The following is a 16,863-nucleotide window of genomic DNA, read 5'->3' as shown; positions in this document are numbered from 1 at the left end:
GGCCGGAGCAGTTGTCATGTTATCTCGCTCCAAACATAAGGAACGGTAGTATCTATGGGTGAATTAGCCAAAGAAATTATTCCCGTCAGTATCGAAGATGAGCTGAAAGGTTCTTATCTTGATTACGCCATGAGCGTAATCGTTGGGCGTGCCTTGCCTGATGTTCGAGATGGTTTGAAACCGGTTCACCGTCGTGTGCTATACGCGATGAACGAACTGAAGAACGATTGGAATAAGCCCTACAAAAAATCGGCGCGTATCGTCGGTGATGTGATCGGTAAATATCACCCTCATGGTGACTCTGCTGTATACGAAACCATCGTCCGCATGGCGCAGCCATTCTCTATGCGTTACATGCTAGTTGACGGCCAAGGTAACTTTGGTTCAGTTGACGGCGACAGCGCAGCAGCAATGCGTTATACCGAGATTCGTATGGCGCGCATGTCGCATCATATGTTGATGGATTTGGAAAAGGAAACGGTAGACTTCGTACCCAACTACGATGGTACTGAGTTTATGCCGGAAGTGTTGCCAACTCGTATCCCAGGTTTGCTGGTAAACGGTTCCGCGGGTATCGCGGTTGGTATGGCAACCAATATTCCACCCCATAACCTAGGTGAAGTCATCGATGGCTGTTTAAACGTGATCGATAACCCTGAGGTGACCATCGATGAATTGATGGAGTACATCCCAGGTCCTGATTTCCCAACAGGCGCTTTTATTAATGGTCGTGCAGGCATTGTTGAAGCCTACAAGACTGGTCGTGGCCGTATCTACATGCGCGCCCGCCACCATGTGGAAGACATGGAAAAAGGCAATCGCCAAGCGATCGTCTTTACCGAAATTCCTTACCAGCTAAACAAAGCAAAAGTGATTGAGAAAATCGCTGAGTTGGTAAAAGAAAAGAAATTAGAAGGCATTAGCGAGCTGCGCGACGAATCTGATAAAGATGGTATGCGCATCGTAATTGAGCTGCGTCGTGGTGAAAACCCAGATGTCGTGGTGAACAATATTTTCACGCAGACTCAGCTACAGTCTGTTTTTGGTATCAACATGGTGGCCTTGGTTGATGGTCGTCCAGAGTTGTTGAACCTAAAACAAGTGCTTGAGTGCTTTGTGAAGCACCGCCGTGAAGTGGTGACGCGTCGTACGATTTTTGAATTGCGTAAAGCCCGTGAACGTGGTCACGTTCTTGAAGGTCTAGCCGTGGCACTGGCAAACATCGATCGTGTGATTGAGTTGATTCGTCAGTCACCAACGGCCGCTGAAGCAAAAGAAAAACTGATTTCTGAAACCTGGGAGCCTGGCAATGTTATGGCCATGCTTGAGCGTGCCGGTGCAGATGCTTGTCGTCCTGACGACCTCGATGCGGCGTACGGTTTCAATAATGGTGTTTACAACCTTTCTCCTGAGCAAGCGCAAGCAATCTTGGATCTGCGTTTGCACCGTCTAACCGGTCTTGAGCATGAGAAATTGCTGGGCGAATACAAATCTTTGATTGATTTGATCGCTGAGTTGTTAGAAATCCTTGGCAACCCTGATCGTCTAATGGAAGTGATTCGTGAAGAGCTCGAAGAAGCCCGCGATCAGTTTGGCGATGCGCGTCGCACAGAAATTCTAACGTCTAAGCAGGATCTAACCATTGCTGATTTGATCGACGAAGCGCCAATGGTAGTGACCATTTCTGATACCGGTTATGCCAAGACACAGCCGTTAGAAGAGTACAAAGCACAGCGTCGTGGTGGTCGTGGTAAGTCTGCTTCGGGTATGAAAGACGAAGACCACATCAGTCACCTATTGGTGACCAGCAGTCATGATACCGTGATGCTGTTCAGTAACTTCGGTAAAGTTTACTGGTTGCGCGTATTTGAAATCCCTGTGGGTAGCCGTGCCTCGAAAGGTCGCCCAATTGTGAACCTATTGCCATTGGCAGAAGGCGAGCACATTTCAGCGCTGTTGCCGTTGACTGCACCTGAGAAAACAGATGCCGACAGTGATGTCGATGTAGAGCTAGAAGATGGCGAAGAGATCGCTGCAAGCAGCTACATTTTTATGGCAACGGCGAATGGTACGGTTAAGAAAACCGCCATGGAGCATTTTGCACGTCCTCGTTCAAGCGGCTTGATCGCGTTGAAATTGGATGAGACCGATGCACTGGTTGGTGTGGCTCAGACATCTGGTAACGACGACATTATGCTGGTGTCTAGCTCTGGTAAGACGATCCGCTTCAAAGAAACGGACGTGCGTGCTATGGGTCGAACGGCGGCCGGTGTGCGTGGTATCAAGCTAGCCGAAGAGGCCAAAGTGGTGTCTTTGATTGTGCCTAGTGCAGAGCAAGAAACCGCGGTACTGATGGCTTGTGAAAATGGCTACGGTAAGCGCACCATGATCAGTGAATTCCCAGTTTACGGTCGTGGTGGTCAGGGTGTCATAGGTATTCAAGTGTCCGAGCGTAACGGTCCTGTGAGGGGCGCGACGCAAGTTGAAGAGTCGGACGAAGTGATCTTGATTACCGATATGGGCACACTGGTGCGTACCCGCGTTTCTGAGATTTCATGCCAGGGTCGAAATACGCAAGGTGTGACCTTGATTCGTCTAGCAAATGATGAACGTTTGGTCGGTGTTGAACGTGTTGTGGAAGACGATGATGCGGAGGTCGATATCGAAACGGTAGAGACGGACGTAGAGCAGCCAGAAGCAACGGATGAACTGACGAGCACTCCCCCAAGCTCGGAAGAATAAAATCCTAGGCGCACCTTGAGTGCGCCTTCTTTTGTCTTGTAAGACACACTTTTAAATGAGGTTTAAGGCAGAATGAGCCGAGTTTACAACTTTTGTTCTGGTCCCGCCGCGCTCCCAGAGGCTGTATTAGCAAAAGCGCAAGCAGAACTTCTTGATTGGCACGGTAAGGGTGTGTCAGTGATGGAAATGAGTCATCGTAGTGAAGAGTTTATGTCGATCTTAGCGTCCGCTAAGGCGCGACTCTCTCAACTTCTGAATATTCCTGATGACTACGACATTATCTTCACTCAAGGTGGCGCTTCAGCCTCCTTTGCCCAGATTCCAGCCAATCTAAGCCATGGCTTTGAGTCGGCCTGTTACCTAGATACGGGAGCTTGGTCGACGAAGGCGCTTAAAGAAGCGAAAAAGTACACCAACGTCGTACTGGCGGGCTCCTCAAAAGATGTGAACTACACCACGGTTCCTGATTTCTCAACCTTAAACCTAGATGAAACAGCGGCTTACCTGCACCTGACGCCCAATGAAACCATTGGTGGTCTAGAGTTTGCGGATTTGCCAGAGACGAATTTGCCAATCGTGGCGGATTTGTCTTCTACCATTCTTTCTCGCCCAATTGATGTGTCTCAGTACGGTATGATCTATGCCGGTGCGCAAAAGAACATTGGGCCGGCAGGGGTGGTGATCAATATTATTCGTAAAGATCTGTTGGCCCGCAGTAACAATGATGCGCTGCCCAGTGTTTGGTCTTTTGAAAACCTTGCTAAAAACGATTCCATGGTCAATACGCCACCAACGTTTGCGATTTACTTAGCTGACTTGGTGTTTGAGTGGCTTGATGCCCAAGGGGGCGTCTCGGCGATGGAGCAAGTAAATATTCAGAAAGCTGAATTGCTCTATCAGGCAATCGATAACAGTGACTTTTATTCCACCCCGATTGATGTTCGTTACCGTTCACGTATGAATGTGCCATTTGTTTTGGCAGACGAATCTCTTGAAAAGACTTTCCTAAAAGAGTCTGAAGAAGCTGGGCTTCGCACCTTGGCGGGACATCGTTCCGTGGGGGGGATGCGTGCAAGTATTTACAATGCAATGCCTCTTGCAGGGGTTCAAGCATTGATTGATTTCATGCAGGCATTCGAGAAACGCTACGGCTAATTGTAACTAGGATACACGCTCTATGACGACTAAAAACGATACTACTCCGATTACGCTGCCAATGCTTCGTGATCGAATTGACGCGATCGACGCACAGATTCAAGACTTGATTAATGAGCGCGCAGAATGTGCGCAAAAGGTGGCGGAAGTAAAGCTTGCCGAGCAAGGTGATCAGCAGGTCGTGTTTTATCGTCCGGAGCGTGAAGCTCAGGTGTTACGCCGCGTAATGGAGCGCAATAAAGGTCCATTAGGCAATGAAGAAATGGCCAAGATCTTCCGTCAGGTGATGTCTTCTTGCTTGGCGCTGGAGCGTCCGATGCGCATTGCTTTTCTAGGCCCTGAAGGGACCTTTACCCAGCAGGCGGCGTTGAAGCACTTTGGCCAATCCATCGTCAGTGCGCCGATGGCGGCGATTGATGAGGTGTTCCGTGAAGTAGAGTCGGGCGCGGCGAACTATGGTGTGGTGCCAGTGGAAAACTCCACTGAAGGTGTGGTCAATCATACCTTAGACAGTTTCCGTGGCTCACGTTTGAAAATCTGTGGCGAAGTAGAAGTGCGTATCCACCATAACCTATTGGTGGCGCCAAACATTAATCCAGATGATGTGACGCACATCTACTCTCATCAGCAGTCACTGGCGCAATGTCGTGCTTGGTTGGATCGTTACTGGCCCCACGCTGAACGTGTCGCAGTCAGCTCCAATGCAGAAGGTGCGCGTCTTGCGGCCGAAGCAGGTAGAAATGGCAAAGCGGTTGCGGCCATTGCCGGTGAGATTGCCAGCCAGTTGTACGACCTAGAGGTAGTGTCGGCCAACATTGAGGACCACCCAGAAAACACAACGCGTTTCTTGATTATCGGTAATGAGAAAACACCGCCAAGTGGTAAAGATAAGACGTCACTGTTGGTGAGTGCGAAGAACGAGCCGGGTGCTCTTTACCGTTTGCTTGAGTCATTCGAGCGTCACGGTGTGGACATGACGCGCCTTGAAACACGCCCTTCTTTGATCAGTAAATGGGGTTACGTGTTCTACATCGACTTCTGGGGTCATTGTGAAGAGGAGGCTTGCAAAGCTGTGATCGAAGAGTTGCGTGAGCGTGCCTCCGAAGTGAAAGTGCTGGGTTCTTACCCAGTGGCAGTGCTGTAAGCGCTAACTATATTCGGTCATAAGGCGCTTATTATGCAAGACAGTAAAAAAGAGTTTGGTAATGTCTTAATCGTCGGATTGGGCATGATTGGTGGTTCCTTTGCGAAAAGCCTTAAGCAGCAAGGTTTGGCGACTCTGTATGGTGCAGATCGTCGCGCCGGAGAGTTGACGCTTGGTGTGTCGACTGGGGTAATCGATCATCCCGCTCAGCTGGATGAAGCCACGATTTCAAACATGGATATTATTATCCTAGCGACGCCCGTGCGCGCGATGGAGTCTGTGTTATCTGAAATTAAGCCGTTTATTAAGTCGACTACTTTGGTGACGGATGTAGGTTCCACGAAAGGCAGTGTGGTGGCCGCGGCAGTCAAAGTCTTTGGTGAGGCGCCAGCAAACTTCATTCCTGGGCACCCGATAGCCGGTGCTGAGAAGAGTGGCGTGTTAGCGGCCAACCCCAACTTATTTGAAAAGCATATGGCGATTATTACGCCATTGCCTTATTCCGACCCTAAATTACTGGATCGCCTGCATCGTCTATGGCGCGCAGTGGGTGCGGAGGTGGTGAGTATGGATGTGGATCATCACGACCATGTTTTGGCTGCATCCAGTCATTTGCCGCATCTGCTGGCCTACACTTTGGTGGATGCCTTGGCCAACGCTGAACGCAGTCAGGATATCTTCCGTTTTGCCGCCGGTGGTTTTCGTGACTTTACGCGCATTGCTTCCAGTGATCCGGTGATGTGGCGTGATGTGTTCTTGGCCAATAAAGACGCCACTTTGACCACGCTTGATTTGTTTACCGATCGTTTGGCGGAAATGCGTCAAGCGATCGTCGATGGTGATGGCGCCTCTATGTACGGTGTGTTCACCCGAGCGAAATCGGCACGTGATCACTTTCTACGCCTGTTAGAGCAGCGCACCTTAGGTAAGCCGCAAGAGAAACAGGTATCTATTTCGGTCAGTCCTGCGTCAGCCATTCATGGTGAGGTTAAGTTGATCGGTGACAAATCTTTGTCACATAGAGCTCTTATAATGGCGGCCCTAGCGGAAGGTGTCAGTGAATTAGGTAATATTGATCTGGCAGGTGACGTTAAAGTGACCATGCAGGCCCTAAGGGATATGGGGGTGGTGATCGAAGAGTTTGGTTATGGCTCGGTGCGTGTTTACGGTGTCGGACGAAAAGGATTGCGAGCGCCTATTGCACCGATCAATGTGCATAACTCTGCAACAAGTTTGTATTTGCTGGCACCGGTTTTGGCTGGGCAAGCATTTCCTGTCGAAGTGGTAGGTGAAGATTCTTTATTAAATACCCCGTTTACACATTTATTGGCCCTGCTCAAGAATGCCCAAGCGAATGTGGTGTCGGCGGCGGCAGATTGTTTGCCATTTAAGTTTACACCTGCCCAATTGCTGCCTTTATCTGGAGTGTTGCCTGGGCCGGCGTCCTCTCGTTTGATGTCTTCTGCGATTCTTTTGAGTTTGTTCGTCGAACAAGATGGTCAATTTGAGTCGACGCTGCATCTTGATCAACAGGTGCGGGCTCTGTTTGCATCATTCGGGGTTCGTATTGAGGGAGATCAGGCGTTCACAGTGAGCACTGATGCCATCACTGGGGCAAGCCTAGAATTGCCTGCAGATATGCAGCAAGCGTTATGGAGCGTGCTGCTGGCGATTATTTTGCCAGGCTCAACATTACAATTGGAGAGTGTGGCACGTCATGGGCGCATGAATGTGTTGCTTGAGGTGCTACAGCAAGCAGGCGCGAAGTTTGTTTGGTTAGGTGAACCTTTAGGGGTGTTCAAGACTCAAACGTTGCGCGTCAGTTTTGCGCCTTTAAAAGCGTTCGCATTAACGCCAGAGCAGTCTTATGAGTTGCGCGAGTTCGTATCTCTTTTGGCGGTGCTGGCGGTGTATGCAGAAGGTGAAAGTCAATTTGAGGGGATTCCTCAGTTGCCTTATTTCTATGAAGATCGCATCACCACTTTGATGGATGGTGTGAATCATATCGGCGGTGCCATAGAGTGGCAGGCCGGTACACTAATAATAAAAGGATGTCCCCCTCAGGGTGGGGATTTGGACAGTGCAGGAAACGAGTTGGTGGCGATGGCCTTCCTATTACTCGCTGCACGTTGCCGCAATGGTGCGACAGTCAGGGATTGTCAAAAATTGTTAGCGCAAATTCCAAACTTAGAAGAAATTGCTACAGTGCTGGGCCTTAAGTGTTCAGTGCATAGCTAAATAAGAGGAACAGTTATGATGAATCAAGCCCCAGTTATTACGATTGATGGCCCAAGTGGTGCTGGTAAAGGCACAGTCAGTCAATTGGTCGCAGAGAAGCTGGGTTGGCATTTGCTTGATAGTGGCGCGCTTTACAGGTTATTAGCATTAGCGGCTTCCCATCACGGTATTGAAACCGATGATGTGGAGGCGCTAAAAGTCTTGGCAGAACATTTAGACATTCAATTCCAGCAAACGGATAGCCAAGAAGTTGAGATCGTCCTGGAGGGGGAAGTAGTTACCCAGGCGATTCGCACTGAAACCATTGGTAATCAAGCGTCAAAGTTGGCAGCCATTCCGGATGTGCGTGATGGCTTGCTGCTGCGTCAGCGCGCTTTTGTGCAAACGCCTGGATTGGTCGCGGACGGCCGTGATATGGGAACCGTGGTGTTTCCAGACGCTAGCATTAAGGTGTTTTTAACCGCGAGTCCAGAAGAGCGTGCTCAGCGTCGCCTGCTGCAGTTAGAGCAAAAAGGTGATGTGGTCAATTTTGATGAGTTAGTAAAAACCATCAAAGAGCGCGATGAGCGCGATGCAAACCGTCCTGTGGCGCCATTAGTGCCAGCGGTAGGTGCTCTGGTGATCGATAGTACGGATATGGCTATCGAGCAGGTGGTTGATGTAATTATGACCGAAGCAGCAAAAGCAGCATACATTGCAGTTTGATCTGTATTTATGTTCAAACTTTGTGCTAAAATAGATCGATTAAAGTAAGTCGATTTGGTGCCAGCGCTAGCCAAATCGCAATCAATGCAAATTAACCCCACATAAGCTGGCGATGTGGTAGGGAACATTTAGTTGTTCCGTGTATATAGGAATCACAATGACTCAAAGCTTCGCAGAACTGTTTGAAGAAAGCCTAAAAAGCGTAGAAATGGCGCCAGGCTCGATTGTTACTGGTATCGTTGTTGACATCGATAGCGACTGGGTAACTGTTCACGCAGGTCTTAAATCTGAAGGCGTTATCCCACGTTCTCAATTCCTTAACGAGACTGGCGAATTCACTCTTAACATCGGCGACGAAGTTAAAGTAGCGCTTGACGCTGTTGAAGACGGCTTCGGTGAGACTAAACTTTCTCGTGAGAAAGCTAAGCGCGCTGAAACTTGGTCTGTGCTTGAAAAAGCATACGAAGAAGGTGAAATCGTTAAAGGTATCATCAACGGTAAAGTTAAAGGTGGCTTCACTGTTGACATCGCTAACATCCGTGCTTTCTTGCCAGGTTCTTTGGTAGATGTTCGTCCTATCCGTGACACATCTCACCTTGAAGGTGTTGAACTTGAGTTCAAACTTATCAAGCTTGATCAAAAACGTAACAACGTTGTTGTTTCTCGTCGTGCTGTTATGGAAGCTACTAACAGTGCAGAGCGCGAAACTCTTCTTGCTAACCTTGAAGAAGGTCAAGAAGTTAAAGGTATCGTTAAGAACCTTACTGACTACGGTGCATTCGTTGACTTGGGCGGTGTTGATGGTCTTCTACACATCACTGACATGTCTTGGAAACGTATCAAGCACCCAAGCGAAATCATCGCTGTAGGTGACGAGATCGACGTTAAAGTTCTTAAGTTCGATCGTGAGCGTAACCGTGTATCTCTAGGTCTTAAGCAACTAGGTGAAGATCCATGGGTAGCAATCAAAGCTCGTTACCCAGAAGGTACTAAAGTTACTGCACGCGTAACTAACCTAACTGACTACGGCTGCTTCGCTGAGCTAGAAGAAGGTGTTGAAGGTCTTGTTCACGTGTCTGAAATGGACTGGACAAACAAGAACATCCACCCATCTAAAGTTGTTCAAATCGGCGACGAAGTAGAAGTTATGATCCTAGACATCGACGAAGAACGTCGTCGTATCTCTCTAGGTATCAAGCAGTGCACTCCAAACCCATGGGAAGAGTTCGCAACGTCATTCAACAAAGGCGACAAGATCTCTGGTGGCATCAAGTCTATCACTGACTTCGGTGTATTCATCGGTCTTGACGGCGGTATCGACGGTCTTGTTCACCTATCTGACCTATCTTGGGATGAAGCTGGTGAAGAAGCAGTACGTAAGTACAAGAAAGGTGACGTTCTAGAAACTGTTGTTCTTTCTATCGATGCTGAGCGTGAGCGTATCTCTCTAGGCGTTAAACAACTTGAGCAAGATCCATTCGTTGCTTTCGTTGCTGAAAACGACAAAGGCGCTATCGTAAACGGTACTGTTTCTGAAGTTGACGCTAAAGGCGCTACAGTTGTTCTAGCTGAAGGTGTTGAAGCTTACTTGAAAGTTTCTGAAATCAGCCGTGACCGTGTAGAAGATGCTTCTTCTGTACTGAAAGAAGGTGACTCTGTAGAAGCTGCGATCACTAACGTTGATCGTAAAGCACGCACTATCGCTATCTCTGTGAAAGCGAAAGATGCATCTGAAGAGAAAGCTGCTCTTAAGTCTCACACTGAGAAGCAACAAGCTGAAGTTAGCGGCCCGACTACAATCGGTGACCTAATCAAAGCTCAACTTGAGAACCAAAACTAATTTTTATTAGACCTTAGTTTAATAGAAAGTGTTTTATGAAAAAGCGGACCCATTTGGGTCCGCTTTTTTTATGTTTTTTTGCAGATCGGATTGACAAATAAACTATGCACAGAAGATGTGGATAAACGTGGGTATAGCTCTTTGCTAACGAAATGAGGCCAGCAGCTTCTTGATATCTTCTTCATTCCATTCAGGTTTTTCTAATAATTCAGCCAGCTCTGGGTTGTTTTGAATCTGGTCTAAATTCTTCTGAAACTTGGCGAAATGGTAGTCTTTTATCAACTTTTCATCGTAATCTGAGCGATATAGCTTAGGTTCGTTTTGACTGGAATCAGGCTCATTGGCCTGTGGCTTTTTTAAGTTATTCACAGTCTTGTAAGCATTAAGCATCTTTGACTTGTTCATCTACTTCACCTATCGGAAATTCTATTTGCGTCACTAGGAAGTGATCTTCTTTCGCTGTCCATTTAATATTAGCATTCCACAGCAGGTTGCCATGGTCACGACCTTTTAAGCCAGCTAAATAAGAGGGGCGAGGGTCTTGACTGATGACTTGCTCAATCAGTGGAATTAAATCTCGTTGATAGGTTTCTTTATAGCTGTTGGCCTGCTCGAGCGCCAGTTCGGAGAACATGACTGGTTTGAGTATAGTGGGGAGTGGGGCAAAGCCGCCTTTCGCTTCCAGTAGGGCATCGGCATAGGGGAGGTAGGGCTTGATGTCGACAATGGGGGTTTGATCCAGCAGATCCGCACCAATAATGTCGATAAACACGCGCTTGCCTTCTTTGCGGACGCCTTTTATGGCAACCACAGATAAACCCAATGGGTTGGGGCGATGGGTGGCGCGCGTCGCAAAAATGCCCATCTTCTCTTTGCCACCTAGGCGGGGCGGGCGAATTTTCGCCTTCCAGGTATCGTTCATGCATTCATGGAAAATAAAGTGCACCCAAATATGAGAGAAATCATCTAGGCCATCTAGTACGTCGAGCCGATTAAAAGGCGGTAAAAGCTCAATCGATCCGGAGGCCTCGGTGACCAGTCCAGGTTGGCGTGGGATGCCAAATTTCTGTTTGTAACAAGAGTGAACGACGCCGATTTGCTGGAATTGGAATGTGCTGGTCATGGGTAAATTAATCGTTAAGACGGTGAATATTTGAGAATCAGAATGAATAAGATGTGATAGTATACCGCCTATCTATTTTTATAGCGTCCCATAACGGGAAAAGACATCGCTGGATAAAGAAGAGAGAAACGAATGTCCTTAGAATCTTACATGAACGAAGTTGGTCAAAAGGCCCGTGCTGCGTCACGCCAATTGACTCGTGCTACCACAGAGCAAAAGAACAAAGCCTTATTTGCCATGGCAGATGCTTTGGAGCACGCACGACCTCGATTGAAAGAAGAGAACGCTAAGGACCTAGAAAACGGTAAACAAAAAGGCTTGGATGCGGCTTTATTGGACCGTTTGGAACTGAACGATGCGCGCATCGACGGTATGATTGAAGGCTTGAAGCAAGTGGCGACCTTGCCAGACCCAGTCGGTGAGATTACCGATATGGTGTACCGCCCATCTGGTATTCAGCTGGGTAAAATGCGAGTGCCGCTAGGTGTAATCGGCATTATCTACGAGTCTCGTCCGAACGTAACTATTGATGCGGCCAGCCTATGTTTGAAATCGGGTAATGCGACCATTTTGCGTGGTGGCAGTGAAGCCTTTTACTCAAACCAAGCGATTGCACAGGCTGTCCAATCTGGTCTAGCAACAGCTGGTTTACCGGAAGATGCGGTTCAAGTGATCAATACGGTAGACCGTGAGGCGGTAGGCCTATTGATTAGCATGCCAGAGTTTGTTGATGTGATCGTGCCACGTGGTGGTAAAGGCTTGATTGAGCGTATTAGTAAAGACGCTCGCGTGCCGGTGATCAAACACTTAGATGGTAACTGTCATGTCTACATCGATGATGAAGCGGACTTAGACAAAGCGTTTAAAATTGCCATGAACGCTAAAACACGTCGTTACGGCGTGTGTAATGCGATGGAATCACTGTTGGTAAACGCTTCGGTAGCAAAAGAGATCTTGCCACGTTTAGCCGATGCCTTGGCTGAAAAAGGTGTTGAGCTCGTAGGTTGTGAGCAGACGCGTGCCATTGTTGAAGCGGCACCAGCAACGGAAGAAGATTGGTACACTGAATACCTAGCGCCTAAGCTGTCGATTAAAGTGGTCGCGGATATGGATGAAGCCATTGCCCACATCAATCAATACGGTTCACATCACTCGGATGCCATCGTGTCGCAAAACTATTCAAAAACACGTGCCTTTATGGCAGAAGTGGATTCCTCTTCTGTCATGGTAAATGCGTCCACGGCGTTTGCGGATGGCTTTGAATACGGTCTCGGTGCGGAAATCGGTATTTCGACCGATAAAATCCATGCCCGTGGTCCAGTCGGTTTGATTGGTTTAACTAGCCAAAAATACGTGGTGTTGGGGGACGGTCACACCCGTGACAACTGAGTTTTCGAATACTGCGCATAAAGGTACGGTCGTGATGGGGGGGACCTTTGACCCCATTCATCACGGCCATTTGCGTTCTGCGGTCGACATTCTCGACTATTTTCAGTTTAAAACGCTGCGTTTGATTCCTTGCTACCAGCCGGTGCACAAAGGGGAGCCAAGCGTGAGTGCTGAGCAACGTCTGAAAATGGTCGAGTTGGGCATTCAAGCAGACACTCGCTTGAGTGTTGATGCCCGTGAGATCCTGCGTGAAGGGCGCAGTTACAGTATTGATACCTTGATCCAGTTGCGTGAAGAGCTGGGTCAAGAGGAGTCACTGATTATGGTGGTCGGCATGGACAGTTTCTTGTCTTTGCCAACTTGGGCCCGCTGGCAGGAGTTGCTGGACGTGGCGCACATCTTGGTGATTTCAAGGCCTGGCTGGGAGCCGGACTTTATTTCGACCTTAGAGTCTTTTTATGAAAAACATCGAGCCGAGAGCGCGGCTGAGTTACAATGCGCGCCCGCTGGTAAGATTTGGATGCAAAGCTTCACGCCACTTGCGATTTCATCTAGCCAAGTACGCAACCTTTGTCGCAAAAATGCGTCTATAGCCTACTTGGTTCCAGAAACAATACAACGCTTCATTGAAGCACATTCTTTATATAAATAGGGTTATCCGAAACTATGAGCCAAACTCAATTATCTGCCGATCAAATTCTCGAAATTGCTGTCGAATCACTTGAGGATGTAAAAGGCGATAACATCACGGTACTTAACGTTAGCGAACTAACCGACATGATGGATTACATGGTCATCTGTACGGGTACGTCTAAACGTCACGTGAACTCTCTGGGTCAAAACGTGGTAGAACACGCGAAAAGCAAAGGCCTTCAGCCACTAGGTAGTGAAGGCCGTGATATGGGCAGTGACTGGGTGCTGGTTGACCTATACGACGTAGTCGTTCACGTGATGACGGAAGAAGCTCGTTCGTTCTACGACCTTGAAAAACTTTGGGACATCAAACCAGAGCAACGTTAAGGCTTAGAAATGCGCGTTAGATTGATTGCAGTTGGCACGAAAATGCCAAAGTGGGTTACGGAGGGTTACGACGAGTATGCCAAACGTTTACCAAAGGATTTCTCGCTCGAACTCGTTGAGTTGCAGATGTCTCCCCGTGGTAAGAATACCGACATTGCCAAAGCCATCCAAAAAGAAGGGGATGCAATGCTGGCGGCGATTCCTCCAGGGGACAAAGTGATTGCCTTAGAGGTCTTAGGCAAATCATGGAGCACTGAACAGCTCGCGGAGCAAACTGCACAATGGCGCATGGATGGCTATAACATTTCCCTGTTAGTGGGTGGTCCAGATGGTTTAGATCCACGCTGTACTGCCCGCGCAGATCAGGCTTGGTCATTGTCCAAGCTTACCTTGCCTCATCCTATGGTACGCATTCTATTGGCCGAGCAAATTTATCGTGCTTGGACCTTAATGAATAATCACCCATACCATCGTTAGGGTTCTGTTTTGGGCAAGCATCATCAAGTCTTTCGTAACTACCGTCAGGAACATGCCCTCACCAAACGTAGGGTTGTGGTGGCCGCCATTTTTGTGTTGTTATTGGTGGGTGTCTTGATGGGGCGCTTGTTCTACTTGCAGGTGATGGAGTACGAACTTTATCAAACCAAAGCCAATGACAATCGTGTCATGCTTGTCACAGAACCACCGCCACGGGGATTGATATACGACCGCCACGGGGTAGTGTTGGCCGATAACCGGCCGATTCACAGTTTAACTGTCATTCCTGAGCGAGCAGCCCGTTTAGCCGAGTTAAAAGAGGCGCTTAATCCTCTGGTGGACATCACCGAGGAAGACTGGGCTGAGTACGAGAGTCGTCTCAAGGAATACCGCCGCCCTTATCAATCGATCACCCTTAAATCCCAGCTTTCCGACGAGGAATGGTCTCGTGTGTCGGTGGATTTGTATAAGCTTGATGGTGTGCAAGTCGAAGCTCAGTTAACCCGCTATTACCCCTTTGGTGAAGCCTTTGCCCATGCGATTGGCTATGTTGGGCGTATCACCGCGAAAGACCTAGAGCGCGTTGATCGTATGGCCTATCAAGGGGCGCTCTTCATCGGTAAAACCGGGGTCGAGGAATACTACGAGTCGACTTTATTTGGTAAACCTGGCATTTCCAAAGTGGAGGTGAATGCCCGGGGGCGTATCATGTCGGAAATTGAGCGTCAGAATCCGACCCCAGGGAAGGACTTGCATCTGCACATGGATGCTCGTTTACAGCAGTATGCTTACGATTTATTAGGCTCTTATAAGGGTTCTGTGGTTGCCATTGACCCAGATACGGGTGGGGTGTTGGCGATGGTGTCCAAGCCTGGCTTTGATCCCAACTTATTTGTCCGTGGTATTTCCGTGAATCAGTACGCCGAGTTGCGTGATGATAAACGTTTGCCGCTGTTTAACCGAGCGTTGCGCGGTGGTTACCCTCCAGCATCAACCATTAAACCCTTTATGGGCTTGGCGGGCCTTGAATATGGTTTCTCTTCTTGGACTGAACGCTATTATGCCCGTGGTTATTATCAGATTAATCCAGATGGTCGACGTTATCGCGACTGGAAGCGTGGTGGCCACGGTTGGATTGACCTAGAGCGTTCCATCATTGAATCCGTTGATACTTACTATTATCAGCTAGCCCACAAAATGGGGATCACGCCGATCCATACGTTCTTATCTAAGTTTGGCTATGGTCAGACGTCTATTTTAGATCTTAATGGTGCCAGTGCCGGCTTGCTGCCCTCTAATGAATGGAAAAAAGCCCGCTATAAAGAACCTTGGTACCCAGGGGACTCGGTCAACGTCGGGATCGGCCAAGGGTTTATGGTGGCCACTCCGATTCAAATTGCCACGGCCAATGCGGCATTGGCTGCCCGCGGTCATATGTATTATCCACGCATGGTGGAAACCATTGATGATGCGACAGCAACCTTTGACGACAATGATGGGGTAGAGCATACCATCACCTTAAAAGATCAGCGCAATTGGGAGCGTATGGTCGATGCCATGGAAAAAGTCGTGACCGATTCCCGCGGTACGGCGCGACGTTTACAAGGAACGGAATACGACATTGCGGGTAAGACTGGTACTGGGCAGGTATTCAGTTTGGCCGATGACCAAGAGTACGATGCCGATAGCTTGGATAAACGCCTGCATGACCATGCTTTATTTATCGGTTTTGCTCCCGCAGATCAGCCAAAGATTGCTATCTTCGCCATTTTCGAAAACGGTGGTAGCAGCTCCAAGCCTGCGGATTTGAGCAAGGCACTGTTCGATGCGTACTTATACGATGAGTATCCGGCTGAATACGATTACTTTGAGGATCAAGGCCGATGAATATGCCCTTTTATGAGCGCATTATTGCGTTTACCAATGCTCGTTTATGGCGCTTGACGCACGTCGATATCTTGCTACTTCTGGCCTTACTGATCTTGATGACAGGGGGGCTATCGATCCTTTATTCCGCCTCGGGTCAGGACATTGCCATGGTCGAGCGCCAAGTGGTTCGTCTCAGTATTGGTATGGTGGTGTGTTTGATACTGGCGCAATTGCCGCCCAAATACATGCGTCGAGCTTCCCCCTTCCTATTTATCGCGATTGTTGGCTTGTTGATCGGTGTGTTGCTGTTTGGGGTGGGGGCCAAGGGTGCCCAGCGCTGGTTGCAGATCCCTGGTGGACCACGTTTTCAGCCGTCTGAGTTAATGAAAATCGTGATGCCGATGATGGTGGCTTGGTATTTTGCCAACCGTCCGTTACCCCCCTCATTGAAAGAAATCGTAACCGTCTTGGTGATCATTGCCGTGCCATCCTTGATGGTCGCTAAGCAGCCAGATTTAGGTACCGCCTTGTTGGTTGGTGTCTCTGGAATCTTTGCGTTATTTTTGGCGGGGATTGGCTGGCGCTACATTCTTGGTGCTGCGGCCGCTGCGCCAGTGGCGGTCTACAGCCTGTGGCATGTGATGCACGATTACCAGAAGCAGCGGGTATTAACGTTCCTTAATCCAGAGAGCGATCCACTGGGCTCAGGCTGGAATATTATTCAGTCAAAAACGGCGATTGGCTCGGGTGGTTTGTATGGCAAAGGCTATTTGGAAGGCACTCAGGCACAATTAAACTTTCTGCCAGAAAGTCATACCGACTTTATCATTGCCGTATTGGCGGAAGAGTTTGGTATGGTCGGCTGTGGCTTGTTGATGTGTGCCTACTTGTTGGTGATTGCCCGCGGGCTGTATATTGCAGCCAATGCCGAAGATAACTATGCGCGCCTTTTAGCGGGTAGTATTACATTAACCTTCTTTGTGTACATGTTTGTAAATATTGGCATGGTCTCTGGGATCTTGCCGGTAGTCGGTGTACCGTTACCTCTTGTGAGCTATGGTGGTACTTCGATCATTACCATCATGGCGACATTCGGGATATTGATGTCGATTCAAACTCATAAAAGGGCAAGGTAATGTTTTCAAGAGTATTGGCCATAAG

The 16,863-nt window shown here is 48.6% G+C and carries 14 protein-coding genes; 12 read left to right on the top strand and 2 right to left on the bottom strand.

What is annotated here, in order from left to right:
- The first annotated feature begins 54 nt into the window (after nucleotides 1-54).
- From gyrA to rpsA, 6 genes are all read left to right on the top strand, one after another.
- Entirely contained in the window at nucleotides 55-2,742 is a 2,688-nt protein-coding gene (gene gyrA, locus MAQ5080_RS02240) for a DNA gyrase subunit A (RefSeq protein WP_067205449.1), read from the top strand.
- A 72-nt stretch (nucleotides 2,743-2,814) separates the two neighbouring features.
- Complete coding sequence (gene serC / locus MAQ5080_RS02235) at nucleotides 2,815-3,897, top strand: 3-phosphoserine/phosphohydroxythreonine transaminase (RefSeq protein ID WP_067205452.1); 1,083 nt, start codon at nucleotides 2,815-2,817, stop codon at nucleotides 3,895-3,897.
- A 22-nt stretch (nucleotides 3,898-3,919) separates the two neighbouring features.
- The gene (pheA, locus tag MAQ5080_RS02230) at nucleotides 3,920-5,041 is read left to right on the top strand and encodes a prephenate dehydratase (protein ID WP_067205455.1); all 1,122 of its coding nucleotides are present in this window, start codon (nucleotides 3,920-3,922) and stop codon (nucleotides 5,039-5,041) included.
- A 33-nt stretch (nucleotides 5,042-5,074) separates the two neighbouring features.
- On the top strand, nucleotides 5,075-7,279 hold the full coding sequence (locus tag MAQ5080_RS02225; protein WP_067205458.1) for a carboxyvinyltransferase: 2,205 nt from the start codon (nucleotides 5,075-5,077) through the stop codon (nucleotides 7,277-7,279).
- Nucleotides 7,280-7,294: 15 nt separating this feature from the next.
- Entirely contained in the window at nucleotides 7,295-7,984 is a 690-nt protein-coding gene (cmk, locus tag MAQ5080_RS02220; RefSeq protein WP_067205461.1) for a (d)CMP kinase, read from the top strand.
- A gap of 157 nt (nucleotides 7,985-8,141) precedes the next feature.
- Nucleotides 8,142-9,824 (top strand): 30S ribosomal protein S1, encoded by a 1,683-nt coding sequence (rpsA, locus tag MAQ5080_RS02215; protein ID WP_067205465.1) that lies wholly within the window; start codon nucleotides 8,142-8,144, stop codon nucleotides 9,822-9,824.
- Nucleotides 9,825-9,968: 144 nt separating this feature from the next.
- Here rpsA and MAQ5080_RS02210 read toward each other — a convergent pair whose 3' ends face one another.
- Entirely contained in the window at nucleotides 9,969-10,229 is a 261-nt protein-coding gene (locus MAQ5080_RS02210; RefSeq protein ID WP_067205467.1) for a hypothetical protein, read from the bottom strand.
- A complete protein-coding gene (tsaA, locus tag MAQ5080_RS02205; RefSeq protein WP_067205470.1) occupies nucleotides 10,207-10,947 on the bottom strand; it encodes a tRNA (N6-threonylcarbamoyladenosine(37)-N6)-methyltransferase TrmO in 741 nt (246 codons plus the stop codon). Before tsaA ends, MAQ5080_RS02210 begins: the two co-directional genes overlap by 23 nt.
- Before the next feature lie 132 nt (nucleotides 10,948-11,079).
- On the opposite strand from tsaA, the gene MAQ5080_RS02200 reads away from it, so the two are divergent.
- The 6 genes from MAQ5080_RS02200 to rodA are packed head-to-tail and all read left to right on the top strand — an operon-like array spanning nucleotide 11,080 to nucleotide 16,838.
- On the top strand, nucleotides 11,080-12,336 hold the full coding sequence (locus MAQ5080_RS02200) for a glutamate-5-semialdehyde dehydrogenase (protein WP_067205473.1): 1,257 nt from the start codon (nucleotides 11,080-11,082) through the stop codon (nucleotides 12,334-12,336).
- A complete protein-coding gene (nadD, locus tag MAQ5080_RS02195; RefSeq protein WP_231870766.1) occupies nucleotides 12,326-12,988 on the top strand; it encodes a nicotinate-nucleotide adenylyltransferase in 663 nt (220 codons plus the stop codon). The genes MAQ5080_RS02200 and nadD overlap by 11 nt, the downstream gene beginning before the upstream one ends.
- Nucleotides 12,989-13,002: 14 nt before the next feature.
- Nucleotides 13,003-13,356 (top strand): ribosome silencing factor, encoded by a 354-nt coding sequence (gene rsfS, locus MAQ5080_RS02190; RefSeq protein WP_067205477.1) that lies wholly within the window; start codon nucleotides 13,003-13,005, stop codon nucleotides 13,354-13,356.
- A gap of 9 nt (nucleotides 13,357-13,365) precedes the next feature.
- Nucleotides 13,366-13,833, top strand: coding sequence for a 23S rRNA (pseudouridine(1915)-N(3))-methyltransferase RlmH (rlmH, locus tag MAQ5080_RS02185; RefSeq protein ID WP_067205479.1), 468 nt, complete (start codon nucleotides 13,366-13,368; stop codon nucleotides 13,831-13,833).
- 9 nt (nucleotides 13,834-13,842) lie between these two features.
- Nucleotides 13,843-15,720, top strand: coding sequence for a penicillin-binding protein 2 (gene mrdA / locus MAQ5080_RS02180; RefSeq protein ID WP_067205482.1), 1,878 nt, complete (start codon nucleotides 13,843-13,845; stop codon nucleotides 15,718-15,720).
- Nucleotides 15,717-16,838 carry a rod shape-determining protein RodA gene (gene rodA / locus MAQ5080_RS02175; RefSeq protein ID WP_067205485.1) on the top strand — a complete coding sequence of 374 codons (1,122 nt, stop codon included), beginning with the start codon at nucleotides 15,717-15,719 and terminating at the stop codon, nucleotides 16,836-16,838. Before mrdA ends, rodA begins: the two co-directional genes overlap by 4 nt.
- The last annotated feature ends 25 nt before the right edge of the window (nucleotides 16,839-16,863 follow it).

The organism is Marinomonas aquimarina, from assembly GCF_900089755.1.
Lineage (GTDB): Bacteria > Pseudomonadota > Gammaproteobacteria > Pseudomonadales > Marinomonadaceae > Marinomonas > Marinomonas aquimarina.
The sequence above is the reverse complement of the archived record's forward strand: the minus strand, read 5'-3'. Positions and strand labels throughout refer to the sequence as shown.

Excerpts from the sequence above, each read along its gene's own strand:
- tsaA (WP_067205470.1), bottom strand. The coding sequence starts at position 10,947 with ATGACCAGCACATTCCAATTCCAGCAAATCGGCGTCGTTCACTCTTGT.
- rodA (WP_067205485.1), top strand. The coding sequence starts at position 15,717 with ATGAATATGCCCTTTTATGAGCGCATTATTGCGTTTACCAATGCTCGT.
- rpsA (WP_067205465.1), top strand. The coding sequence starts at position 8,142 with ATGACTCAAAGCTTCGCAGAACTGTTTGAAGAAAGCCTAAAAAGCGTA.
- cmk (WP_067205461.1), top strand. The coding sequence starts at position 7,295 with ATGATGAATCAAGCCCCAGTTATTACGATTGATGGCCCAAGTGGTGCT.
- rlmH (WP_067205479.1), top strand. The coding sequence starts at position 13,366 with ATGCGCGTTAGATTGATTGCAGTTGGCACGAAAATGCCAAAGTGGGTT.
- MAQ5080_RS02200 (WP_067205473.1), top strand. The coding sequence starts at position 11,080 with ATGTCCTTAGAATCTTACATGAACGAAGTTGGTCAAAAGGCCCGTGCT.
- serC (WP_067205452.1), top strand. The coding sequence starts at position 2,815 with ATGAGCCGAGTTTACAACTTTTGTTCTGGTCCCGCCGCGCTCCCAGAG.
- MAQ5080_RS02225 (WP_067205458.1), top strand. The coding sequence starts at position 5,075 with ATGCAAGACAGTAAAAAAGAGTTTGGTAATGTCTTAATCGTCGGATTG.
- MAQ5080_RS02210 (WP_067205467.1), bottom strand. The coding sequence starts at position 10,229 with ATGAACAAGTCAAAGATGCTTAATGCTTACAAGACTGTGAATAACTTA.
- gyrA (WP_067205449.1), top strand. The coding sequence starts at position 55 with ATGGGTGAATTAGCCAAAGAAATTATTCCCGTCAGTATCGAAGATGAG.
- pheA (WP_067205455.1), top strand. The coding sequence starts at position 3,920 with ATGACGACTAAAAACGATACTACTCCGATTACGCTGCCAATGCTTCGT.
- rsfS (WP_067205477.1), top strand. The coding sequence starts at position 13,003 with ATGAGCCAAACTCAATTATCTGCCGATCAAATTCTCGAAATTGCTGTC.